This window comes from Sphingomonas sp. (assembly GCF_041661825.1).
Taxonomy (GTDB): domain Bacteria; phylum Pseudomonadota; class Alphaproteobacteria; order Sphingomonadales; family Sphingomonadaceae; genus Sphingomonas.
Map to the genome: position 1 here is coordinate 543,057 of NZ_JBAZTU010000004.1, position 22,910 is coordinate 565,966.

A 22,910-nucleotide genomic window follows, 5' to 3' on the forward strand; every position below is an offset into this window, starting at 1 on the left:
AAATTGGAAAAGTTCACTATCTATATCAAATAGTTACTGGTTAAATCCGCTCGCCGGTCAGACGCTGGCAGACCATGTCGAGCTGGTCGAGCGTCGAATAGGACAGCGTGAGCGAGCCGCCTTTCGGGCCGTGCGCGATACGCACCGCGAGACCCAACAGATCAGCGAGATGATGCTCGAGCGCTGCGAGATCGGCATCGCGGGCATTGTCGCCGCTGCGGATCCGCGCTTCGGCCGGCTTGGCGGCGCGCGCCAGGCGCTCGGTGTCGCGCACGGACAACCCCTTGGCGATGACCTGATAAGCGAGCTGCTCGATATCGGGTGCGCCGATCAGCGCGCGGGCGTGACCCATGCTGAGTTCGCCTTCGATCACCTTGTCCTGCACCATCTTCGGCAGATCGAGCAGCCGCAACAAATTGGCGATATGGCTACGCGACTTGTGGACGAGCTTGCCCAGCGCTTCCTGGGTGTGGCCATAATCGTCGATCAGGCGATGATAGGCCTCCGCCTCTTCGATCGCATTGAGATCCTGACGCTGGATATTCTCGACCAGCGCGATTTCGAGTGTTTCGGCATCGTCGAATTCGCGAACGATGACCGGCACTTCATGGAGACGCGCCCGCTGGGCTGCGCGCCAGCGGCGCTCGCCGGCGACGATCTGATAGCCCTTGCCGTGCGGGCGGACGACGATCGGCTGAATGACCCCGCGCGCGGCGATCGACTCGGCCAGTTCTTCCAGCGCCGCTTCACTGAAGTGCCGACGGGGCTGGCCCGGGTGCGGCGTCAGCGAGCCGACGGGCAAGGTGCGTACACCGCTCGACAAGGATTCGCCGCCGCGAACCGGTTCCTCGCGCGCGATATCGCCCATCAGGGCATTGAGGCCGCGACCGAGTCCGGCGCGGGGCTTGGGCCGCGGGTGCGGCGTCTGATCAGCGGCGTCGTCGGTCATGCGGCTCTGGCGGGTTGCTGCGGTTTGGTTGGCAGGCGTGCGATCAATTCGCGGGCGAGCGCGATATAGGCCTCCGAGCCGGCGCAGCGATAATCATAGATCAGCGCCGGCAACCCATGGCTTGGCGCTTCGGACAACCGGACGTTCCGCGGGATAACCGTATCGAACACCACGCGGCCGAGCACGGCGCGGACATCGGCCGAGACCTGGTCAGTCAGCCGGTTGCGGCGATCGTACATGGTCAGCGCCACCCCGAGAATCGACAGGCCCGGGTTGAACCGTTCGCGGATACGCTCGACCGTGTTGAGCAGCTGGCTCAACCCTTCGAGCGCGAAGAATTCACATTGCAGCGGCACAAGCAAAGAATTGGCAGCCACCATCGCATTGAGCGTCAACAGGCCCAGCGAGGGCGGGCAATCGATCAGCACCACATCCCAGCGCTGGTCGCACCGCGCCAAGGCCCGATTCAGCCGGTGAGTCCGTTCCTCATAGTCGACCAGTTCGATCTCCGCGCCCGACAAGTCGACCGTTGCGGGTACGATCTCGAGTTTGGGCACACAGGTGGGAATCGCTGCCTCGGCAATCGGCATCTCGCCGAGCAGGATATCGTAGCTGGATTTCTCGCGCTCGGCGCGATTGATGCCAAGTCCGGTCGACGCATTGCCCTGGGGGTCCAGATCAATGATCAGCACCCGCGAGCCTGTCGCTGCAAGCGCGGTTCCCAGGTTGATAGCAGTGGTGGTCTTGCCCACCCCACCCTTCTGGTTCGCGACGGCAATGACATTCATCGGCGTGACACCCCTTTGGCGAGGACGATGAGGGATTCGGGATCGGTGATGCTGTGTTCCACGTGAAACACACCATGCCATGTCTGCTCGGCGACCGCCACCTCTTCGCGCGCAGTTCGTCCCTTTGGGAGAATCCAGAGTGTCCTGCGCCGGCTGCATTGCACCGCGGAGGCAAATAGCGACGAGAGTTGCGCCACAGCCCGAGCGGAGATCACCGCTACCGGTATATTGACCGTTTCCACCTTGCCGCAAACGACCTCGACGCGGTCGGCGATACCCAGCGCCCCTGCCGCTGACTGGAGGAATTCGACCCGGCGCTTGCGTGGTTCGACCAGAATGGTACGGCGTGCAGTGAGAGCCGCGACGACCAAGCCGGGAAAACCGGCACCTGTGCCGATATCGAGCCAATCGCCCTCCACGTCGTCGGCCAAGCCGATCAACTGGGCGGAGTCGACAATATGGCGGGCCCAGATGGCGTCGAGGGTCGAAGGCGCAATCAAGTTCTGCCGGCTGGCTTCGTCGACCACGATCCGTGCGAGTTCGGCCATCCGCCCCTCACCCACTGCGCCAAAGCGATCGCGGATCCAGGCTTTTGCATCCTCCTCGGTCATGCGGCGCGACGCCGGGCGTGGAGCAGGATCGCGGTCAGCGCGGCGGGCGTGATGCCGCGGATACGGCTGGCAGCACCCAGCGTGGCCGGGCGGACCTGGCAGAGCTTTTCGACCATCTCCGTCGAAAGGCCGGGGATCGCGGCAAAATCGAGGCCGTCGCGCAGGCTGATCGAGTCATTGGCGCGGAGTTGCGCGACTTCCTCGTCCTGCCGTCGCAGATAAGGTGCGTAACGGGCATCTTCAGCAATCTCGGCGACGAGCGCAGGATCATATGCTGCCATCAGGCCGGGCGCGACATGATCGACCGTCACGCCGGCGAAGCGCAACCACTCAGTCGCTGATCGCTTCTGACTATCGAGTGGACCGGCAGCGCCATTGGCCAGCACCCTGGCGGCCGACAAGGTCTGACCGAGTATGGCCTCGATCTCGCCGCGCTGAGAAGAGCGCTCGGCCAGACGCGCCAGGCGCGGCGGTCCGAGACATCCAATGGCTTCCGCGATCGGGCCAAGCCGTGTCTCGGCATTGTCGGCGCGCAGCCTAAGCCGGTATTCGGCGCGGGCGGTGAGCATGCGATAGGGCTCGGTGATGCCCTGCAGCACCAGATCGTCGACCATTACGCCGAGATAACTCGTCGCGCGGTCGAGCACGATTGAATCGGCGCCGAGCGCCACCGCCGCAGCGTTGAGGCCGGCAATCAGCCCCTGCCCCGCTGCTTCCTCATAGCCGGTCGTGCCATTGATCTGGCCGCAGCAGAACAGCCCCCGTATCGCCCGCACCTCGAGCGTCGGATCGAGCGCCCGTGGGTCGATATGGTCGTATTCGACCGCATAACCCGGGGTGATGATCCGCGTCGTCTCGAGCCCCGGGATCGAAGCGATCATCGCGGCCTGGACATCCGCCGGGAGGGAGGTCGAGATACCGTTGGGATAGATGGTCGCGTCGTCCAGCCCCTCGGGCTCAAGGAAGATCTGATGTCCGTCACGGTCGCCGAAACGGTGGATCTTGTCCTCGATCGAGGGGCAATAGCGCGGGCCCGGCCCCGCGATCGCCCCGCCGAACAGGGGCGAACGATCGAGCGAGGCGCGGATGATCGTGTGCGTTTCTTCGCTGGTGCGGGTGACGGCACAGAAGAGTTGCGGAAGAGACCGACCCGGCGTGACGGGCGACATGGTCCAGGGGTCGTCGTCACTGCGTTGCTCGGCGAGGCGGCTCCACTCGATCGTCCGACCATCGAGCCGCGGCGGCGTCCCCGTCTTGAGCCGCGCCATCGGCAAACGGGCGTCGCGCAGCTGCACCGCCAGCAGCGAGGCTGCAGCCTCGCCGATCCGCCCACCGATCAGCCGCTCTTCGCCGCAAAAGATGCGGCCGCCCAGGAAGGTGCCCGTGGCGAGGACGACGGCGCGCGCCTTGAGCAAGGAGCCGTCGGCCAAGGTAACGCCTGCCACTGCGCCTGACGCCGAGAGAGTGAGCGCCGCAACCTCGCCCGATACGATGCACAGGCGTTCCTGGTCTGCCAGCATCTGTTGGATCGCCACTGCGTAGCGAGTCCGGTCGGCCTGGACGCGCGGCCCCTGCACCGCCGAACCCTTGCTGCGGTTGAGCATGCGATAGTGAATACCGGCAGCGTCGGCAGCGCGCGCGATCAGGCCGTCGAACGCATCGACCTCGCGAACCAGATGGCCCTTGCCGAGCCCACCGATCGCCGGGTTGCACGACATCGCGCCGATCTTTGTTGGATCGAAGCTGACCAATGCCGTGCGCGCGCCACGGCGCGCGGCCGCGGCCGCGGCCTCCGTGCCGGCATGGCCTCCGCCAACGACGATTACATCGAAATCCATGACGCTCCGCTAGGTCGACGCCAGCCCGCTGTCAAAATTGTTCCACGTGGAACGTCTATTTGCCAAGGCAGAATCGAGTGAACAGGGCGTCGAGCATCGCTTCGACATCGCTGCGGCCGACCAATCGATCGAGCGCTTTCATCGCAAGTCGCAGTTCCTCGGCAAAGACGATCGGGTCGCGCTGCCCGCTCGCCGCTCGCAAGCTGTCGGTGCACAGGACCAGCAAATCGCGTTGCCGGCGATTGACCGCAACCGCATCTTCGCGCGGCAGCAGCATGGCGGCATGGTCGCGCAGCAGCGACCAAAGAGCGGGAACGCCTTCGCCTGTGGCAGCTGAAACGGCGAGATCAGCGCCCGACGGGACGACGGCGCGCGCAGCAATATCGGCGCGCGCATGAATGCGGATCGCGCCCGGCTGCGGCGCCTCGTCGTCGCCCAGCCACAGGATCAGGTCAGCTGACCGCATCGCCTCTTCAGCGCGTGCGATGCCGATCCGTTCGATCGGATCAGGCGTTTCCTCAAGCAGCCCGGCGGTGTCCGTCAGGACATAGGCGATGCCATCGCGAACCACCGGTGCTTCGATCCGGTCACGCGTCGTGCCCGAGATCGGCGAGACGATCGCGGCATCGCGTTCAGCGAGCACGTTAAGCAGGGTCGACTTGCCGCTATTGGGCGGGCCGGCGATCACCACCCGTAATCCATCGCGCAAGCGTTCGACGGGCGGCACGGCGAGCAGGGTCGCGATCTCGTCGGCAAGCGCCAGCGCCTCCATGGCAAAGGCAGGCGGCGCGGCCTGATCGACCTCATCCTCCTCGGCGAAATCGAGTTGCGCCTCGACCTGCGCAGCCAGCGCCAGCAGTCGGTCGGTCCAGCCCTCCGCGCGTCTGCGGATCGCCCCCTCGGCCACAGCCAACGCCGCACGGCGTTGGCCTTCGGTCTCCGCGGCAAGCAGGTCGCCGAGCCCCTCGGCTTCGGTCAGGTCGATCCGGCCATTGGCCAGGGCGCGCCGGGTGAACTCGCCCGGCTCGGCACGACGCATTCTCGGCAGGGCCGCCAGCGCGGCCTCGACTGCCTGAACCACGGCACGTCCGCCATGGACATGCAGTTCGACGAGATCTTCGCCAGTCGCGCTATCGGGGCCCGGAAAGGCAAGCACGAGCGCGCGGTCGAGCAACAGGCCGCCACTGCCACGCAGCGCACGCAATGCCGCGTGGCGTGATTGCGGCAAAGTGCCCGCCAGAGCACGTGCTGCGGCGAATGCCCCTTCCCCGCTCAACCGGATGATCGCGATCGCCGCGGGCGGGGCACCGCTCGACACGGCGAAGATCGTCTCCATCACGCGTTACTTGGACGACGTCTCGAACATCTTCCGCCAAAAGCCCATGCCGGCTTCGCCCATCGGCGACCAGCTCTTCATCAGCGTGTCGATCATCTCAGGCGGGACAGCGCCATCCATCGCACCCATCACGCTCTGGATATATTTTTCATGGACTGGCGTGAAATCGGGCAGCCCCATGAATCGGCGTGCTTCTTCCGGGGTGCAATCGACTTCGACATTGATCTTCATGGGCCATCTCCGCTTGAGCGGGCGACGGCCGCGCTGCATAAGCTTCGGGCATGTATGCGCGCGACTTGGGCCTGATCGCAACGCCCATCGACGGCATGCGGATTTCGGGCGTTCGCCGCCCTTACAGCCGAGGACCATGATGACCGCAACGATCACGATCGACACGCTCGACGGCACGGGTGATTTCACTGCCTATTGCGCCGAGCCCGCGGGTCCGCCGCGCGCGGCGATCGTCGTGGTCCAAGAGATCTTCGGCATCAATGCCGGCATCCGCCGCAAATGCGACCGGCTGGCCGAGGACGGCTATCTCGCCATCGCGCCCGATTTGTTCTGGCGGCTCGAGCCGGATACGCAGCTCGACCCCGACATCCCCGAAGAATTCCAGCAGGCGCTGGCGATGATGGGGCAGTTCGACCAGAATGTCGGCATCCAGGATATCGAGGCGACGATCCGCACCGCGCGGAAAATGCTAGGTGCTGAGGGCAAGGTCGGTGCGGTCGGTTATTGCCTTGGCGGCCGGCTCGCGTTCATGACCGCCGCGCGCACCGACGTGAACGCCAGCGCCTGCTATTACGGCGTCGGTATCGACGGCCTGCTCGGCGAGAAGCATGCGATTGCGCACCCGGTGCTGCTGCATGTGCCGCAGGAGGATCATTTCGTCGACAAGGCAGCGCAGCAGCGGATGCACGACGGCCTCGACGATCACCCCAAGGTGACGATCTTCGATTATCCCGGCGAAGATCATGGCTTCGCGACCGAATTCGGGCTGCGTCGGTCGGATGCGTCGGCGACGCTGGCGGACGAGCGGACGGCGGCGTTCTTCGCGGAGAATCTGGGCTGATCTCAGCATTACCCTAATCGTCATGCCGGATTTGTTTGGGCATGACGATTTTGGCGCGGTGACGAATCCTCAGATCAGCAGGTGGAGGATACCCACGTCGTTATCCACGATACCGTGGTAAATCATTGATCCGGAAACATAAAGTATCACCGCCAGGCCGATATAGGCAATCCAGTGATAGCGTTCGATCAGTCGCGCGATGAAGTTCGCGGCGACCGCCATCAGGGTCACCGACAGGATCAGGCCGAACAGCAATACGGTGGGATGCTCGCGCGCTGCGCCGGCCACGGCGAGGACATTGTCGAGGCTCATCGACAGATCGGCGATGGCGACCTGGATCGCTGCGCGCAGGAAGGTCTTGGTCGGCTTGACGCCTTCGACCGCGGCGGTCTCCGGATCATCGACCGCCACTGCGGCGGGCGCCGGGTGAAGCTCGCGGAACAGCTTCCACGCGACCCAGAGCAGCAATACACCGCCACCGAGCAGCAAGCCGACGACATGGAGCAATTTGGTCGCGATCAGCGCGAAGCCGATCAGGCAGATCATCGCGATGACTACGCCGAAGCCGAGCACCTGCTTACGCTGCTTCGGTGGCAGTCCGGCTGCGAGCGCGCCGAGCACCATGACATTGTCGCCCGCCAGCATCAGGTCGATCATGATCACCTGGCCGAGCGTCGCGAGACCGGCGGCAGTGAACACGTCCGCGAAATTGATCACACAGGGTCTCCGAAATAGGTCACGGTCGGCATCGGCTCATAAAAGGGATGGAGCAGTGCGCGCCACTTCGCATAACGCGCTGACATACGAAAACCGTCGCGATGACTGGCGATATCCTCCCACTCCACGAGCAGCAGGTACTGGTCCGGGCTTTCACAAGCCTTTCGCACCGCGATCGACCGAAAGCCGGGTGAGACGACGATCAGCGGGCGGGCCCGGGCCATGACGGCTTCGAAGCTAGCGGATTGGCCGGGTTTTATGGTGAGGAGGGCGTGTTCGAGGATCACCATGCCCTCCTTTGAGCAAGCGCCGCGGGCAAAGCCCGCGGCGTCGGTCGGGGCTGTGGCCCGCCGCCGAGCTTGCGCGAGTCCTGCAGCAGGATGCTGCAGGCCGCACGTCGCTACTGATTCATCGAATCGAAGAAGTCTTCGTTGGTCTTCGAATCCTTCATCTTGTCGAGCAGGAACTCCATCGCGTCGATGGTGCCCATCTGCATGAGAATCCTGCGCAGCACCCACATCTTGGAGAGCTTGCTCTTGTCGACCAGCAGTTCTTCCTTGCGGGTACCGGACTTCCCGACGTCAAGCGCGGGGAAGATGCGCTTGTCGGCGACCTTGCGGTCGAGCACGATTTCCGAGTTGCCGGTGCCCTTGAACTCTTCGAAGATCACCTCGTCCATACGGCTGCCGGTGTCGATCAGCGCGGTGGCGATGATCGAAAGCGAGCCGCCTTCCTCGATGTTGCGCGCAGCACCGAAGAAGCGCTTCGGACGCTGCAGGGCGTTCGCATCGACACCGCCGGTCAGCACCTTGCCCGAGCTGGGCACGACGGTGTTGTAGGCGCGGCCGAGACGCGTGATCGAGTCGAGCAGGATCACCACGTCCTTCTTGTGCTCGACCAGACGCTTGGCCTTTTCGATCACCATTTCGGCGACCTGCACGTGGCGCGTGGCAGGTTCGTCGAAGGTCGAGGAGACTACCTCGCCCTTCACCGAGCGCTGCATGTCGGTCACTTCCTCCGGCCGCTCGTCGATCAGCAGCACGATCAGGAACACTTCGGGATGGTTGTCGGTAATGGCGCGCGCGATATTCTGCAGCAGTACCGTCTTGCCGACGCGCGGCGGGGCGACGATCAGGGCGCGCTGGCCCTTGCCCTGGGGGCTGATGATGTCGATCACCCGCGCCGATTTGTCCTTGATCGTCGGATCCTGCGGATCGAGCGTCAGCTTCTCTTCGGGATAGAGCGGGGTGAGGTTGTCGAAATTGACGCGGTGGCGGACTGCATCCGGATCGTCGAAATTCACTGACGTCAACCGGGTCAGTGCGAAATAGCGTTCGCCGTCCTTCGGCCCACGAATCTCGCCCTCTACGGTGTCGCCAGTGCGCAGACCGAACTTCCGGACCTGGTTGGGCGACATGTAGATATCGTCCGGGCCGGCGAGATAGTTCGCCTCCGGGCTGCGCAGGAAGCCGAAACCGTCAGGCAGCACCTCGATTGTGCCCAGCCCCATGATCTGCTCGCCATTTTCGGCCTGGACCTTGAGGATCGCGAACAGCAGATCCTGCTTGCGCAAGGTCGACGCGCTCTCGACGCCGAGTTCCTCGGCCATCGCGACCAGTTCGGCCGGGCTTTTTTTCTTGAGGTCTTTGAGATGCATGGGTGGCGTCCGGACGTGGAATGGTGCTGGGGGTTAGCGTCTGTCGGCGAAGGGGAAACGCGACGATGCTGGAGGAAGGTGCCGCGGCCCGGAACACATGGCTCCGCGCGCTTCGACACCTCGGGACCTAGGTGTCAGCCTCTCTCAAGTCAAGTCGCGAACGCCGAATCAGAAGGGGCGGACGATCACCAGGACGACAATCAGCGCGATCAGGATCGCTGGGACCTCGTTGATCAGGCGAAGTTGCTTTCCGCTCAGCGTCGGCTTGCCCGCCGCGAGCTTCTTCGCATAGCCGACTGCCCATCCATGATAGCCGCTGAGGATCACGACCAGCGCCAGCTTGGCATGGAGCCAGCCGAGCCCGCTTGCGCCAGCGAACAGCCCTGCATTGACGGCCAACATCACGCCAAGGATCCAGACCAGGGTCATCGATGGCGTCAGGATCATGTTGCGGAGCTTGGTTTCCCGCTCGACCCATTTCTGTGCCTCGGCCGATCCCGGTAGCGCTTCCTGATGATACACAAGGTAGCGCGGCAGCGCGAACATGCCCGCCATCCAGAAGATCACGAAGACGACATGCGCCGCCTTCACCCAGAGATAAGCGTTCCCAAGGAAATTCATCGCACTCTCCGCACCTGCGCCAGCAGGCGCTCGACATGGGCGATCGGCGTATCCTGCAGGATGCCGTGACCCAGGTTGAAGATATGCGGCCGATCGGCCAGCGCCTCAAGGATTCGTGTCGCCGAAGCGTCGAGCTCTTCGCCGCCGGCGATCAGGGCGAGCGGATCGAGATTACCCTGAACCGGCAAGCCTTCGGGCAGGCTCTTGTGCGCCCAGACCGGATCGACCGTCTCGTCGAGGCCGATCGCGTCAGCGCCAGTCTCCCGCGCATAGGCCGGCAGCTTGCCACCGGCGCCCTTGGGGAAGCCAATGACCGGCGTGTCGGGATGCAGATCGTGTAACGCCGAGACGATCTTCGCGCTCGGCGCGATCACCCAGCGCTCGAACTGGGCGGGCGACAGGCTGCCCGACCAGCTGTCGAACAACTGGACCGCCTCGACGCCTGCCTGGATCTGCCGGGACAGATAGGCAATCGTCATATCCGCGATCGCATCGATGATCTCGGCAAAGGCCTTGGGGTCGGTATAGGCGAAACGGCGCGTCTCGCCCTGATCGCGGCTGCCATGACCGGCGACCATATAGGTGGCGACCGTCCAAGGGCTTCCCGCAAAGCCGAGAAAGGTCGTTCCCACCGGCAGCATCGCAGCGACCTTCTCGACTGTCGCATAGACTGGGTCGAGCCGTTCAGGCACCTTCTGGAGCCCCGCCAGCGCATGATCGATCAAGGGTGGGGCCAGCGCAGGCCCCTCACCCGCGCCGAAGCTCAGCGCCTGTCCCAACGCCCAGGGGACCATCAATATGTCGGAGAAGAGGATCGCGCCATCGAAGCCGAAACGGCGGATCGGCTGGATCGTCACTTCGGCCGCAGCATCGGGGTCGGTCGCCAGCGCGAGGAATCCACCCTTCTCCGCCCGAAGCGCACGATATTCGGGGAGGTAGCGTCCGGCCTGGCGCATTAGCCATATCGGAGGCACCTCCTGCCGAACGCCCTTCAGGGTCGCGAGCAAGCGCTTTTCGGTCACGGGAGTCGGGATCGCGAGCGTCCTTCTATCTAATAAGAAGAGAATCTAGAAAGGATGTAGTGGTCGTTGGCGCGTGGATGGCGGGGCTTATGCGTTCGTCCCGAAAATGCCAACAGCTTGACGCGGGCGGGCCCGCTGACTCCCGCAGAGTCGGTCGGGCGATCCCCATTATCCACAGGCTGTGCGTGGAACCATGGGGGTGTGGGCGCGATTGTGGGAAACTCCGGACTTTTCCACGCTCGGCGATCGCTTTGCGCGACGGAGAAGTTGCGCTAGCGATTTTCCGGATGTTCTCCACAGTTCCATCCCCAACCGGCCTTTTGGCCCGCGATACGCGGCCGTAATGCGGCTGCATCTCCACCTTTTGTCGGATTCGACCGGCGAGACGCTCGAGAATATCGCAAAGGCGGCACTCGCCCAATATGACGATGTCGAGACGATCCGCCATTTCTGGCCAATGGTCCGCACCGAGGCGCATCTCGAACGCATCCTGCAGGAAATCGCGCAGAATCCCGGGCTGGTGCTGTTCACCCTGGTCAACAGCGCGACACGCCGGACCTTGGAAACGCGGTGTCGGGCGCTTGGCCTGCCGGCAGTCGCGCCGCTCGATCCGGTGACTGACGCCCTTTCAAGCCTGCTCGGCCAGCAGGCCAAGGCGCGGCCGGGGCGCCAGCATGTGCTCGACGCCGCCTATTTCGCTCGGGTCGATGCGATCCAGTTCACCATGGCGCATGACGACGGCATCAACTGGGAGGATTGGGAAGAGGCTGACATCGTGCTGGCCGGCGTGTCGCGTTCGTCCAAGACGCCGACCTCGATCTATCTTGCCAATCGCGGCTTCAAGACCGCCAATATCCCGATCGTGGTGGAAAGCCCCCCACCGACCTCGCTGTTCTCGCTCCGGCATCCGCTGGTCGTCGGGCTGACCACCAGTGCCGACCGGCTGATCCAGGTGCGGCGCAACCGGCTGCTCTCACTCAACCAGGCGCCGGAGACATCCTATGTCGATCAGGAAGCGGTGACGCGCGAGGTCGCCTATGCGCGGCGGATGTTTGCCGACAATGGCTGGCCGGTGATTGACGTCACCCGCCGGTCGATCGAGGAGACTGCGGCAGCGATCGTGCAATTGGTCAACGAGCGGGATTCGGCATGAGACTGGTACTGGCGTCCAAAAGCGCGTCGCGTCGCGCAATGCTGACGGCCGCCGGCGTGCCGTTCGAGGCAGTGGCGGCCAATGTCGACGAGGAGTCGGCCAAGGCGGCGATGCGTGCCGAGGGCGTGGCACCGCGTGACCTGGCCGACCGGCTGGCCGAGCTGAAGGCGCTGCGCGTGTCGCACCGCGACCCCGAGGCGCTGGTGCTGGGGAGCGACTCCGTCGTCGCCCTCGACGACGGATCGATGCTCGACAAGCCAGCCGATCGCGCCGAGGCAGCCGAGCATCTTCGTCGCATATCGGGCAAGCGGCATGAGCTGATCAGCGCCGCGGTGATGGCAGTCGACGGACGCCCGGTCTGGCGGGTGGTCGACCGCGCGAAGATGTTTGTCCGCACCCTCTCCGACAGTTTCATCGATAGCTATCTCGATGTGGAATGGCCGGAGATTTCTGGATGCGTCGGCTGTTACCGGATCGAGGGGCCGGGAGCCCAATTGTTCAGCCGGATCGAGGGGAGCCAGTTCACCGTGTTGGGTCTGCCACTGTTGCCGGTACTCGATTATCTACGGGTTAGGGGTGTTTTGACGTCATGACGGCCATCTATGCCGAGGTGATCGGCGATCCGATCAAGCACAGCAAGTCGCCGCTGATCCATCGCTTCTGGATCGATGCACTGGGCCTGGATGCGGACTATCGAGCGCACCATGTCACGCCCGATCGCCTCGCCGGCTATTTCGAGGAACGCCGCGCGGATCCGGCCTGGCGGGGGTGCAATATCACCCTACCGCACAAGGAGGCGGCACTCGACCTGGTCGAGGATCGCGGCGGCGTGCGTGCGACGATCGGCGCGATCAACCTGGCGATGCGCGCCGAGGACGGGGTGCTGATCGGCACCAATACCGATGCCGGCGGCTTCTATGCGCCGATCGCGGAGGTGCCGCTGGCCGGGGCGCCAGTGGCGGTGATCGGGGCAGGCGGCGCGGCACGGGCGATCCTGTTCGCGTTGTCGCGGATCGGGGTCGGCGAGGTGACGATCCTCAACCGCAACGTGCTGAAGGCGGCTGCCCTGCTTTCCACTTTCGGGCTGAAAGGCAAGGCGCTGCCGTTGAGCGCCCCGCTGCCGCCGGCGTCATTGCTGGTCAACACCAGCTCGCTCGGCATGGCTGGCCAGCCCCCGCTCGACCTCGACCTTTCTCCGTTGCCTGAGGATGCCGTGGTCTATGAGATCGTCTATGCACCGCTCGAAACCGGGCTGCTGAAGGCGGCACGGGAGCGGGAGCTGGAGACGGTCGACGGTCTCGACATGCTGATTGGCCAGGGTGCTTTGGCCTTCGAGCTTCTGTTCGGTGCGGAGCCGCCGCGCGATCGCGACGAGGAGCTGCGCGAGCTGTTGATGTCATGACGTCATGTTGACCTCCCGCCTGACCCTGGGACTCACCGGCTCGATCGGCATGGGCAAGTCGACCGTGGCCGCGATGTTCGAGGATCTCGGTGTGCCGGTATTCGACTCGGATGCGGCGGTCCACCGGCTCCAGGGTGAAGGCGGGCGACTTGTCGCCGCAATCGAGGCGATGTTCCCGGACACGACCGGGCCCAAGGGTGTCGACCGGACTCTGCTCGGCGAGGCCGTCCTGGCCGATCCGCGCGCGCTGAAGCGCCTCGAGGCGCTGATCCATCCCGCAGTGGGCGAGGAACGAACGGCATTCCTCGCTGCGCATACCGATGCGCCGATCGTCGTGTTCGACGTCCCGCTGCTGTTCGAAACCGGCGGCGAGAAGCGGGTCGACAAGGTGGTGGTCGTCTCCGCGCCGGTCGATGTCCAGCGGGGCCGGGTATTAGCGCGGCCGGGTATGACCGAGGTGAAGCTGGATGCGATCCTCGCGCGGCAGATGCCCGACACGGAGAAGCGCGCCCGAGCCGATTTCGTCATCCCGACGGGGGGCAGCCTCGACGAAACGCGCGCTGCGGTCGAGTCATTGGTCTCTTGCCTCAGGGCCTCGCAATCCCGATAACATATGTAATGCGCGAGATCGTCTTCGACACCGAGACTACCGGCTTCAGCTTCGCCGATGGCGACCGAATGGTGGAGATCGGCTGCGTCGAACTGATCAACCGGGTCGAGACCGGGCGCACCTTTCACGCTTATTTCCACCCCGAGCGGACCATGCCCGCCGAGGCGCAGCGCGTGCATGGGCTGAGCGATGCGTTCCTGTCGGACAAGCCGTTGTTCGGTCATGGCGTGGACGGCCTGCTCGAATTTCTCGGCGATGCGCCGTTGGTCGCGCACAATGCCAGCTTCGACTTCGGCTTCCTCAACGGCGAGCTCGCGCGTTGCGGGCGCAAAGCGATCCATCTCGACCGGATGGTCGACACGATCGTGCTCGCGCGCACCCGCCATCCCGGCGCCAAGCACAGCCTTGATGCGTTGTGCAACCGCTATGGCATCGATCGCAGCCACCGAGTCGTGCACGGCGCGTTGCTCGACGCGCAGCTCCTGTCACAGGTCTATGTCGAGCTGACCGGCGGACGCCAGATCGGGCTGACGCTGGTCACCGAGACGATCGAGGTGCAGGCGAGCTTTCAGCCAGTCGCGGCGCCGGCCGTCGTTCGGCCTGCCCGGCTTTTTGAGGCAAGCGCTGCGGAACGCGCACGCCATGCCGCGTTTATGGAGAAGATAAAGAATCCGCTTTGGGGGGTCGAGGCGTCCGGTTGACGCAGGTACGGAGCCGGGCCTAGCTGCCTGGTTCTGTTGAAGGAGAATGCTCATGGACATCCGGATTTCGGGCCATCAGGTGGCTACCGGCGACGCGCTGAAAAGCCATGTCGAGACTCGGCTCCAGGGTATCGCCGCCAAATATTTCTCCCGGGCGATTTCTGCCCATGTGACGTTCGGCAAGGGGCCGCACGACAATGGCTTCACCTGCGATATCGTGGCGCATGTGATGCAGGGCCTGGTGCTCAAGGGCAGCAATGACGGAATGGACGCGCACGGCGCGTTCGACGGCGTGGCCGACAAGATCGAGAAGCAGCTGCGCCGTTACATGCGCCGCCTGAAGGACCGTAACTCAGGCCAGGCAAATGGCGTCGCCAACGGCGCCGACTCGGTCGACGACAATGCGGGCTATACCGTGTTCCGCGAGGCCGATGACGAGGTGGCGGAAGACTTTCCGCTGATCGTGGCGGAAACCCGGGTCGATGTGCCCGACGCGACCGTCTCCGATGCAGTGATGATGCTCGATCTGCGCAACACCACGGCGCTCCTGTTCCGCAATGCCGGGTCGGGGGCGTACAATATGGTCTATCGCCGCGGTGACGGGACGATCGGCTGGGTCGAGCCGCACCGCGCGGCCTGACGCATGTGCTATCGCACGGCGCCAAACGGCGCTATGGGCGCCCCCCGGGGTAGGGGTGCCCAAGGATGATGATGACCGACCTGAGTGACCTGTTGTTGCCCGAGACCGTGCTCGAACGGCTCGCGGCAGCCAACAAGAAAAGCTTGTTCCAGCAGCTCGCGACTGCCGCGGCCGCCGCTTACGGACTCGACGCCGCAGCCGTTGCGGAGGGTCTGGTCAAGCGCGAGAAGCTCGGCTCGACCGGGTTCGGCAGCGGCGTCGCGACGCCGCATGCGCGGATTGCCGGCCTCAATCATGTCGTCGGCGTATTTGCGCGCCTTGCCCAGCCGATCGATTTCCAGGCGGTGGATGATCTGCCGGTCGACATCGTCTTCATGCTGTTATCGCCGGTCGATGCCGGTGCGCTGCACCTGAAGGCGCTGGCCAGGGTGTCGCGCCGGCTGCGCGAGCGTGGGTTCGTCGACAAGCTGCGCGGCGCCGGGTCGCGTGATGCGATCTACGCGTTGCTGACCGCTGACGAGGCACGTGACGCCGCCTGATTCTCCGGCGCAGGGCGAAGAAGCGCATTTCCGCGCGCTCGAATCGCTTTACGCTGCGGCCCCGATCAACCGGCTGTTCGAATCGAGGCTGGAAATTCCGACTGCCGGCGTCGCGCGGATTCATTTCATCATCGACGAGCGTCATTATCATGCCGGCGGCGCGGCACACGGTACGAGCTATTTCAAGATGCTCGACGATGCCGCCTTCTATGCGGCCAACAGCCTGGTCACCGATCGCTTCCTGCTGACCACCGCGTTCAACCTGCTCTTCACCAAGCCGCTCAAGGCAGGGCCGGTGGTGGCGGAGGGGCGCTGGGTCAGCGGCCAGCGCCGTGTGTTCGTCGCGGAGGCCCGGCTGATCGACAGCGAAGGCGAGGAGGCTGCGCGCGGCACGGGCACCTTCATGCGCAGCCGCATCGCGCTTGCCGGCCTGCCCGGATATCGGGCGGTTTCATGAGTGAACGTCTGCCGAGCGGGTTGCTGGTCGGCGCGATGCTCAGGCGGGTGAACGATGCCGGCGGGATCGGCACGGTGCTCGCCAAAGGCGACGTTCAGGCTGGCGCGATCCTGGTCATCGCGCTGGAAAAAGGAGTTAATTCTGGCGTCTTCGAACGCGGAATCGGGGCCGACGGCTCGGTTCAGCTCGTCCGCGTTGGCCCAAAAACCATTGATAATGCAGCCGAAATCACCGACTATTGGCGCCGGAGACGCAGCCGCGACCCCGATTTGTGGGTAATCGAGCTGGATATCGTATCGGCAGAACGATTCGCCGCAGAAACGATGCTGTCGGGTTGACTTGGGTGCGCTGCACAACGAAAGCGCGTGCTCTAATCACGCGCGTTGTGCCGTGCCGGGTGCGATCCGGCTAGGTTACGCAGTCGGGGGGACGTCCGGGCGATCGCTTTTTCTTGATCCGATCAGCTTCCGCACACCACCGCATTTTTCGAAGTTTTAATGACGTTTTTCACTCGCGCCGCAGCTATCGCGGCGATGTCTCTGACCATCACAGGCCTGATCGGCGCCAGCACCCCGGGTTTTGCTTTCGAGCTCGACAAGTCTCTTAAACTCCCGATCGCCGTTCCTGTTCCCGTTGCCAGCCCCACGCCTGAAGCAGCCGCGACGCCGGCGCCAGATGCGGAAGCTGCCGACACCGTCGCCAAGAGCGACACCGATCTTCCCGCCCTTCCTGCTGCCCAGGCAGACGAAGACTATGACAGCCTCGCCCAGGCCGTCGCTGCGCAGGATACCGATGCGCACGATCGCGACCTGACCTGCATGGCGGGCGCGATCTATTTCGAAGCCAAGGGCGAGCCCCTATCGGGCCAGCTCGCGGTCGGCGAAGTCATCCTCAACCGCACCAAGTCAGGTCGCTTTCCCAAGTCGATCTGCTCGGTCGTGACTCAGCCGGGTCAGTTCTCCTTCGTTCGCGGCGGCCGCGTGCCGGCCATCGCCAACAGCCCTGCCTATCGCACGGCCGTGGCCGTTGCCCGCGTCGCGATGGCTGATGCCTGGGACAGCCCGGCACCGAATGCGATGTATTTCCACGCTCGCCGGGTTTCGCCGGGCTGGCGCATGACGAAGATCGCCGCGATCGGGAATCACGTGTTTTATCGCTGACGCGATAGACTTCACGCTCTTCAACGATGCGCGGATTTGACCCGCGTTCGTGAAATGTTCTAGATCGGGGGGATGCTGCAGCGTCCCCCCGAATCATGTGTAGACGCCCCCGGATCCCCGCTCTGCGCGGCGGATGTGGCGCGCGGCACGGTGCGCATGCTGCTCCGCCACGATCTGGTCGCCATGGCCGAGGTGCCGCTCGACGGCGGCCGGCGCGCCGACCTGATGGCGCTCGATTCGCGCGGCAACATCATCATCGTCGAGATCAAGGTGTCGCGCGCCGATCTGCTCGGTGACGGCAAATGGACCGATTATCTGGCGTGCTGCGATCGCTTCTACTGGGCGATCCCCGCCGGCTTCGACGCGTCGCCGCTCGATGGCGAAGCGTTCCTGCCCGCTCGTACCGGAGTGATCGTCGCCGATCGCTATGACGCGGCGATCATCCGCGAGGCGCATACCGACCCTTTGTCCAGCGCGACGCGCAAACGCAATACGCTTGCCTTCGCACGGCGGGCGGGCAGGCGGTTGATCGGGCTGATCGACCCTGAGGCCGGCGCGCTACTTTAAAGCCGGGGTCCCGATACGGCGCGGCGAGCCTTTTTGGGGGTCTCGGCCATCAGCTTGGCCATTGCCGTCGATCGCGTGTCTTCCGTCGCATAGTCGCGCGCCGATTTGCCGGCGATGACATCGGCCTGGTCGGGATCCGCCCCGGCGGCCAGCAGCGTGCGGGCCATGCCCAGGTCACGGCGCTGGACGGCGCGAATCAGCGGCGTTTCGCCGCTCGAATTGGCGAGATTCACATTGGCCTTTTTGTCGAGCAGCGCCTGAAGCAGGTCGATCTCGCCGAGGCCCGCCGCGACCATCATCGGCGTATTGCCCTTTCCGTCGCGGAGATTGGGGTCAGCGCCCTGGGCCAGCAGATACCTCAGATAGGTCGCGTCGCTGCGCTTCACGACGATATGCAGGGCACCTTCGCCGGTCGAGATTTCGCGCGTGTTGAGCACGGTCGTGCCTGGCACCCGCAGCATCTTCTCGACGTCGGAACCCTTGGAGTCCTTCACCGCCTGGAGGAATTTATAACCCTCGGACTGGTTCTGCGCCTGGGCGGGAATGGCGGTGCCGAGCAACGCGGCGGTGAGCGCGATGCCGAATGTACGTGCGATCATCTGGTGGCCAGGCCCCTGTAATGCCGAAGCGCGGTTGCGATGGCCGGCTTCGGGTCGAACTTGCGCCGAGGCCCTTAACAGATCATGGCTGGCCGCGCCATGAACGAGATAGCGCGTCTGCCCACAATCATCATCCGCCGAGCCCTTGCCGCCCTGCTGGTGATCGCTCCCCTTGCCGCCTGTTCCGGTCCGGGCGCTCCCGCAAAGCCGCCGCTCGAGGGCGCGCGGATCGGTGGCCCCTTCACCCTGACCGATCAGGACGGCAAGCAGATCACCGACCGCGCGTTCGCGGGCAAATACCGCATCGTCTATTTCGGCTACACTTTCTGCCCGGACGTCTGTCCGGTCGATGCGCGCAATATCGGCCTTGGCCTGCGCGCGGTGGAGGCGAGCGATCCGGCGGTAGGTGCGAAGATCGTGCCGCTTTTCATCACGGTCGATCCGGCGCGCGATACGCCTGAGGTGCTCAAGAGCTTCGTCGCGAATTTCCACCCGCGCATGGTCGGGTTGACCGGCAGCGCGGCTGCGATCGATGCGACGGCAAAGGAATATGCTATCTATTACAAGAAGGGCGAGATGAGCCCCGGTGGCGGCTATATGGTGGATCACAGCCGGGTCGCCTATCTGATGGATCCGCAGGGCAAGCCGATGGCCCTGTTGCCGCAGGATCAGTCGCCCGAGGCGATTGCGACCGAGATCAAACGCTGGGTGAAATGAGCGACCGCTTCTGGGAGACCACCCCGATCGACGCGCTGGATCGCGGCCAGTGGGAGGCGCTGTGCGACGGCTGCGGCAAATGTTGCGTCCACAAGCTCGAGGATGAAGACACCGGCGAGCTGATGGCGACCAACGTCTCGTGCCGCCTGCTCGATCGCAAGACGGCGCAATGCTCCGATTACCGGCACCGCCACGCCTATGTCAGCGAATGCGTTCGCCTGAGCCGCGACAATGTCCGCGAGATCGACTGGCTGCCCTCGACCTGCGCTTATCGCCTGCGCGCCGCCGACGAACCGCTGCCGCGCTGGCATTATCTGGTCTGCGGGGACCGTGACGCCGTCCACCGCGCCGGGGAATCGGTGCGCGGCTGGACGATTTCCGAAGATGATGCCGGCGATCTCGAATTTCATCTGGTCGATCGCCGGCTGTGAGCGAGCCGGTAGAGGTCGTCCGCAACGCCCGTTCCCGCCGCGCGAAGCTGTCGGTCGATCCGGCGAGCGGGCGAGTCCGGCTCACCCTGCCGCTGCGCGCACCGGTCAAGCCCGCCCTGCTTTGGGCCGAGGGGCAGCGGGCCTGGATCGACGCACAACGCGCCCGTCTGCCCCGGCCGCGTCCGCTGGTGCCGGGCGGTGTCGTGCCGTTCGGCGATGACCTTCTGACGATCGAATGGCGCGAGGGTGCGCCGAGACGGATCGAGCGCGACGGTGCCGTCCTGCGCTGCGGCGGGCCACGCGACGGTCTGCCGCGGCGAATCGAGACCTGGCTGAAGCGCGAGGCCCTGCGTGTACTCAGCGCCGAGACTGCCGAATTTGCAGCTCTCGCGGGCGTCGGTGTCACCAGGGTCGCGATCGGCGATCCGCGCGGGCGCTGGGGGAGCTGCGCGTCGAGCGGCGCGATCCGCTATAGTTGGCGGCTGATCCTCGCGCCGGACTTTGTGCGGCGGGCGACCGTCGCGCATGAGGTCGCGCACCGGGTTCATATGAATCACGGACCCGATTTCCAGGCGCTGGTCGAACAGCTGGACGAGAGCGACCCGGCAAAATCGCGGGCATGGCTGCGCGCCAATGGCGCGGCGCTTCACTGGGTCGGGCGCGAATCCTGAGGTCGCTCGGCCGGTCGGTCTGACGGCGGTACAGGCGCGCGTTCGCGCTGCGGCACCGGTCGGTTCGGTGGCGGTGTGCGGCCGAGCACTTGATCCATCCATTCCTGGTCCAGCCGCTCGGGGGGCTGGCTCCGGATAGCGCGCTCCTGCTGATCCGGCGGCAGCGGGTTGCCGTCGGGATCGACCAAGGGTGCACCCGGATCGGACGGCGGCGCTGCGCCGGGCTCGACCGGATTGCCGTCCTCGTCGACGAACAGGCCATTGTCGGGCTCGCCGAAATAGGATTCCTGATCAGGCTCGAGTTGCCATTCGGGGAGGGTCACCTGAGTCTCGAACGCCTCCACCGGGCGATTGGCGACGGCGGGTTTCATGAAGGCGGCAAAGGCGCGCGCCGGGGCGGTGCCGCCCTGCAGCCCGGGCACTGCCTTCGCATCGTCGCGGCCCATCCACACGCCGGTGGTCAGGCCGCTGGAGAAGCCGAGGAACCAGCCATCCTTGTTCGAGGTGGTCGTGCCGGTCTTGCCGGCGACCGGGCGACCGATTTGCGCTGCCTTGCCGGTGCCGGTGTTGACCGCGGTCTGGAGCAGGTCGGTCATCTGCGCCGCGACATAGGGTGCGACGAGCACATGGCTGCGATCGACCTGCTGGGCGTAGATCGTCTCGCCATTCGCCGTCACCTTGGTGATGCCGTATGGGGTCACTGCGACACCCTTGTTGGCGACGCTGGCAAAGGCGCGGGTCATGTCGAGCAGCCGCACGTCGGAGGTGCCGAGCACCATTGCCGGATGGGTATCGACCTTGGTGGTGATGCCGAAGCGGCGGGCCATGTCGGCGATCGTGCCGAAGCCGACTTCCTGGCCCAGCTTGGCTGCGATGGTGTTGACTGAATAAGCGAAAGCAGTGCGCAGCGTCATTGCGCCGCGATTCGCGCCCGAGCTGTTGCGCGGGCTCCAGCCGTTGATCGAGATTGGCTCATCGACCAGCGAGTCCTCGGGCTTGTGTCCCGCCTCGAGCGCCGCGAGATAGACGAACAGCTTGAACGCCGACCCTGGTTGGCGGACCGCCTGGGTCGCGCGATTGTAGATCGACGAGACATAATCCTTGCCGCCGACCATCGCGCGCACCGCGCCGTCCCGGTCGATCGCGACCAGCGCGCCCTGCGCGTTCTTCGGCGCGTTGGCGCGGATGGCGCCGTCGGCATCGCGCTGCATGTTGAGGTCAAGCGTGGTCCATACCTCGAGCGGTCGGCTGGTCTCATCGATCAGCAGCTCGAGCTGGGGCAGCGCCCAATCCGTGAAATAGCGCACGCTGTTCTGCTTGGGCTCGGGCGCCAGCGCGACGCTCTTGGGATCGGCGGTCGCGGCTTCGGCCGCCGTGATCTTGCCCGTCTCCTGCATCAACTCGATCACAACGCCGGCCCGGCCGACGGCGGCCTCGGCATCGGCGGTCGGCGAATAGCGCGACGGCGCCTTGACCAGGCCGGCGATCACCGCTGCCTCGGACAGAGTCAGCTTGTCGGCACCGTGCCCGAAGAATTTCCGTGCGGCCGCGTCGATGCCGTAGGCGCCGCCGCCAAAATAGACCTTGTTGAGATAGAGTTCGAGGATCTGGTCCTTGCTGAACTTGCGCTCCATCGCCAGCGCGAGCAGCGCTTCGCGCGACTTGCGGCCGACATCATACTTGTTCGACAGGAAGATCGTCCGCGCCACCTGTTGCGTGATGGTGGAGGCACCCTGGAAACGCCGGTCGGTACCGCGATTGACGAAGGCGAGCTTCACCGCGCGCATCACGCCGATCGGATCGATGCCGAGATGCGAGCGAAAGCGGCGATCCTCCACCGCGACCATCGCGTCGCGCATGACGGGTGGGATCTTGTCGTAGGGCAGCCATTCACCATAGCTCGGCCCCATCGACACGATCACCGTGCCGTCGGCGGCATGCACGCGGATCATCTGGCCGTTGGGCGAGGATTTCATCTCCTCGAAGGTCGGCAACTGCGCGCGCTGGACATAGACGGCCACGACCAGGGCGATCAGCCCCAGGACAATGAGCACGCCCGAGATGCGCAGTGCCAGCATCAGCCGGCGACGCCAGATCGGGGGCAGGAATGATCGGGAACGGCTGGCCATGGGGCTCGGTGGGGATAGGCTCTATTGGTTAAGCAAACAAGCGGCCTGCCTGTGAGCATGTGGTGCAGACGCGATGAAGCGCCGGTGAACCGATCGGATCAGGCGGCGGCCTCGCCGACACTTTCCGGTGCGCGTGCGCGGAAATCCAGGCTGAGCGAGTTCATGCAATACCGCAGGCCGGTCGGCGGCGGACCATCGGGAAAGACATGGCCGAGATGCCCGTCGCACCGCGCGCACCGCGCCTCGGTGCGGGCCATGCCGTGGCTGACATCGCTGTGCTCAGTGATGTGCTCGGGCGCGATCGGCTGGGTGAAGCTGGGCCAGCCCGAGCCCGAATCATATTTGTCGGCGCTGTCGAACAGCGGATTGGCGCAGCCGGCGCAGCGATAGAGGCCGTCGGCCTTGTTGTTGTCGTAGCGGCCGGAAAAAGCGGGTTCGGTGCCGGCTTCGCGCAATACATGATATTGTTCGGGGCTGAGCCGCTTGCGCCACTCGCCTTCGGAAAGAGTGAACTGGTCCATGG

General features: G+C 65.0%; 29 protein-coding genes. 15 read left to right on the forward strand and 14 right to left on the reverse strand.

Annotated elements, in window-relative coordinates:
• Nucleotides 1-40: 40 nt before the first annotated feature.
• From WC729_RS21195 to WC729_RS21220, 6 genes are read right to left on the reverse strand one after another with little or no spacing between them, the layout of a single operon-like run.
• The gene (locus WC729_RS21195) at nt 41-949 is read right to left on the reverse strand and encodes a ParB/RepB/Spo0J family partition protein (RefSeq protein ID WP_372856410.1); all 909 of its coding nucleotides are present in this window, start codon (nt 947-949) and stop codon (nt 41-43) included.
• Entirely contained in the window at nt 946-1,737 is a 792-nt protein-coding gene (locus tag WC729_RS21200) for a ParA family protein (protein ID WP_372856411.1), read from the reverse strand. The genes WC729_RS21195 and WC729_RS21200 overlap by 4 nt, the downstream gene beginning before the upstream one ends.
• A complete protein-coding gene (locus tag WC729_RS21205) occupies nt 1,734-2,348 on the reverse strand; it encodes a 16S rRNA (guanine(527)-N(7))-methyltransferase RsmG (RefSeq protein WP_372856412.1) in 615 nt (204 codons plus the stop codon). Before WC729_RS21205 ends, WC729_RS21200 begins: the two co-directional genes overlap by 4 nt.
• Nucleotides 2,345-4,186, reverse strand: a complete 1,842-nt coding sequence (gene mnmG, locus WC729_RS21210; RefSeq protein ID WP_372856413.1) for a tRNA uridine-5-carboxymethylaminomethyl(34) synthesis enzyme MnmG — start codon at nt 4,184-4,186, stop codon at nt 2,345-2,347. Before mnmG ends, WC729_RS21205 begins: the two co-directional genes overlap by 4 nt.
• Nucleotides 4,187-4,241: 55 nt before the next feature.
• Nucleotides 4,242-5,522: a tRNA uridine-5-carboxymethylaminomethyl(34) synthesis GTPase MnmE gene (gene mnmE / locus WC729_RS21215; protein WP_372856647.1), complete on the reverse strand. Its 1,281-nt coding sequence runs from the start codon at nt 5,520-5,522 to the stop codon at nt 4,242-4,244.
• A gap of 6 nt (nt 5,523-5,528) precedes the next feature.
• Nucleotides 5,529-5,753 (reverse strand): DUF6489 family protein, encoded by a 225-nt coding sequence (locus WC729_RS21220; RefSeq protein ID WP_372856414.1) that lies wholly within the window; start codon nt 5,751-5,753, stop codon nt 5,529-5,531.
• Between the two features lie 139 nt (nt 5,754-5,892).
• Between WC729_RS21220 and WC729_RS21225 the strand changes: the two genes are divergently transcribed.
• Entirely contained in the window at nt 5,893-6,594 is a 702-nt protein-coding gene (locus tag WC729_RS21225; RefSeq protein WP_372856415.1) for a dienelactone hydrolase family protein, read from the forward strand.
• A 69-nt stretch (nt 6,595-6,663) separates the two neighbouring features.
• On the opposite strand, the gene WC729_RS21230 is transcribed toward WC729_RS21225, so the two are convergent.
• The 5 genes from WC729_RS21230 to hemE form a co-directional block, all read right to left on the reverse strand.
• Entirely contained in the window at nt 6,664-7,311 is a 648-nt protein-coding gene (locus tag WC729_RS21230; protein WP_372856416.1) for a YjbE family putative metal transport protein, read from the reverse strand.
• A complete protein-coding gene (locus WC729_RS21235; protein ID WP_372856417.1) occupies nt 7,308-7,601 on the reverse strand; it encodes an antibiotic biosynthesis monooxygenase in 294 nt (97 codons plus the stop codon). Before WC729_RS21235 ends, WC729_RS21230 begins: the two co-directional genes overlap by 4 nt.
• Before the next feature lie 110 nt (nt 7,602-7,711).
• Nucleotides 7,712-8,968 carry a transcription termination factor Rho gene (gene rho / locus WC729_RS21240; protein ID WP_372856418.1) on the reverse strand — a complete coding sequence of 419 codons (1,257 nt, stop codon included), beginning with the start codon at nt 8,966-8,968 and terminating at the stop codon, nt 7,712-7,714.
• A gap of 168 nt (nt 8,969-9,136) precedes the next feature.
• Nucleotides 9,137-9,589 carry a CopD family protein gene (locus WC729_RS21245; protein ID WP_372856419.1) on the reverse strand — a complete coding sequence of 151 codons (453 nt, stop codon included), beginning with the start codon at nt 9,587-9,589 and terminating at the stop codon, nt 9,137-9,139.
• On the reverse strand, nt 9,586-10,611 hold the full coding sequence (hemE, locus tag WC729_RS21250) for a uroporphyrinogen decarboxylase (RefSeq protein ID WP_372856420.1): 1,026 nt from the start codon (nt 10,609-10,611) through the stop codon (nt 9,586-9,588). The genes WC729_RS21245 and hemE overlap by 4 nt, the downstream gene beginning before the upstream one ends.
• Nucleotides 10,612-10,954: 343 nt before the next feature.
• Here hemE and WC729_RS21255 point away from each other — a divergent pair, with 343 nt between their 5' ends.
• The 11 genes from WC729_RS21255 to WC729_RS21305 all read left to right on the forward strand — a co-directional run bounded on the left by WC729_RS21255 (nt 10,955) and on the right by WC729_RS21305 (nt 17,840).
• On the forward strand, nt 10,955-11,764 hold the full coding sequence (locus tag WC729_RS21255) for a pyruvate, water dikinase regulatory protein (RefSeq protein WP_372856421.1): 810 nt from the start codon (nt 10,955-10,957) through the stop codon (nt 11,762-11,764).
• Nucleotides 11,761-12,357, forward strand: coding sequence for a nucleoside triphosphate pyrophosphatase (locus tag WC729_RS21260; protein ID WP_372856422.1), 597 nt, complete (start codon nt 11,761-11,763; stop codon nt 12,355-12,357). The genes WC729_RS21255 and WC729_RS21260 overlap by 4 nt, the downstream gene beginning before the upstream one ends.
• Nucleotides 12,354-13,166, forward strand: a complete 813-nt coding sequence (locus WC729_RS21265; RefSeq protein WP_372856423.1) for a shikimate dehydrogenase — start codon at nt 12,354-12,356, stop codon at nt 13,164-13,166. Before WC729_RS21260 ends, WC729_RS21265 begins: the two co-directional genes overlap by 4 nt.
• Before the next feature lie 4 nt (nt 13,167-13,170).
• Nucleotides 13,171-13,776, forward strand: coding sequence for a dephospho-CoA kinase (gene coaE, locus WC729_RS21270; RefSeq protein WP_372856424.1), 606 nt, complete (start codon nt 13,171-13,173; stop codon nt 13,774-13,776).
• Nucleotides 13,777-13,784: 8 nt separating this feature from the next.
• On the forward strand, nt 13,785-14,477 hold the full coding sequence (dnaQ, locus tag WC729_RS21275; RefSeq protein WP_372856425.1) for a DNA polymerase III subunit epsilon: 693 nt from the start codon (nt 13,785-13,787) through the stop codon (nt 14,475-14,477).
• Nucleotides 14,478-14,529: 52 nt separating this feature from the next.
• Nucleotides 14,530-15,117: a ribosome hibernation-promoting factor, HPF/YfiA family gene (gene hpf, locus WC729_RS21280; protein ID WP_372856426.1), complete on the forward strand. Its 588-nt coding sequence runs from the start codon at nt 14,530-14,532 to the stop codon at nt 15,115-15,117.
• 71 nt (nt 15,118-15,188) lie between these two features.
• Nucleotides 15,189-15,656 (forward strand): PTS sugar transporter subunit IIA, encoded by a 468-nt coding sequence (locus tag WC729_RS21285; RefSeq protein WP_372856427.1) that lies wholly within the window; start codon nt 15,189-15,191, stop codon nt 15,654-15,656.
• Nucleotides 15,643-16,113 (forward strand): PaaI family thioesterase, encoded by a 471-nt coding sequence (locus WC729_RS21290; RefSeq protein WP_372856428.1) that lies wholly within the window; start codon nt 15,643-15,645, stop codon nt 16,111-16,113. The genes WC729_RS21285 and WC729_RS21290 overlap by 14 nt, the downstream gene beginning before the upstream one ends.
• Entirely contained in the window at nt 16,110-16,451 is a 342-nt protein-coding gene (locus WC729_RS21295; protein WP_372856429.1) for a DUF1491 family protein, read from the forward strand. Before WC729_RS21290 ends, WC729_RS21295 begins: the two co-directional genes overlap by 4 nt.
• A gap of 195 nt (nt 16,452-16,646) precedes the next feature.
• Nucleotides 16,647-17,273, forward strand: coding sequence for a cell wall hydrolase (locus tag WC729_RS21300; RefSeq protein WP_372856430.1), 627 nt, complete (start codon nt 16,647-16,649; stop codon nt 17,271-17,273).
• Nucleotides 17,274-17,345: 72 nt separating this feature from the next.
• The gene (locus tag WC729_RS21305) at nt 17,346-17,840 is read left to right on the forward strand and encodes an MmcB family DNA repair protein (RefSeq protein ID WP_372856431.1); all 495 of its coding nucleotides are present in this window, start codon (nt 17,346-17,348) and stop codon (nt 17,838-17,840) included.
• Here the strand turns inward: WC729_RS21305 and WC729_RS21310 are convergent.
• Nucleotides 17,837-18,439 carry an ankyrin repeat domain-containing protein gene (locus tag WC729_RS21310; RefSeq protein WP_372856432.1) on the reverse strand — a complete coding sequence of 201 codons (603 nt, stop codon included), beginning with the start codon at nt 18,437-18,439 and terminating at the stop codon, nt 17,837-17,839. The genes WC729_RS21305 and WC729_RS21310 overlap by 4 nt on opposite strands.
• Before the next feature lie 84 nt (nt 18,440-18,523).
• Here WC729_RS21310 and WC729_RS21315 point away from each other — a divergent pair, with 84 nt between their 5' ends.
• The 3 genes from WC729_RS21315 to WC729_RS21325 are packed head-to-tail and all read left to right on the forward strand — an operon-like array spanning nt 18,524 to nt 20,258.
• Nucleotides 18,524-19,156, forward strand: coding sequence for an SCO family protein (locus WC729_RS21315; RefSeq protein WP_372856433.1), 633 nt, complete (start codon nt 18,524-18,526; stop codon nt 19,154-19,156).
• Nucleotides 19,153-19,587, forward strand: a complete 435-nt coding sequence (locus WC729_RS21320) for a YcgN family cysteine cluster protein (protein ID WP_372856434.1) — start codon at nt 19,153-19,155, stop codon at nt 19,585-19,587. Before WC729_RS21315 ends, WC729_RS21320 begins: the two co-directional genes overlap by 4 nt.
• Entirely contained in the window at nt 19,584-20,258 is a 675-nt protein-coding gene (locus WC729_RS21325; protein WP_372856435.1) for a M48 family metallopeptidase, read from the forward strand. The genes WC729_RS21320 and WC729_RS21325 overlap by 4 nt, the downstream gene beginning before the upstream one ends.
• Here WC729_RS21325 and WC729_RS21330 read toward each other — a convergent pair.
• Entirely contained in the window at nt 20,234-22,387 is a 2,154-nt protein-coding gene (locus WC729_RS21330; RefSeq protein ID WP_372856436.1) for a PBP1A family penicillin-binding protein, read from the reverse strand. The genes WC729_RS21325 and WC729_RS21330 overlap by 25 nt on opposite strands.
• 98 nt (nt 22,388-22,485) lie before the next feature.
• Complete coding sequence (gene msrB / locus WC729_RS21335) at nt 22,486-22,908, reverse strand: peptide-methionine (R)-S-oxide reductase MsrB (RefSeq protein ID WP_372856437.1); 423 nt, start codon at nt 22,906-22,908, stop codon at nt 22,486-22,488.
• Nucleotides 22,909-22,910: the final 2 nt, after the last annotated feature.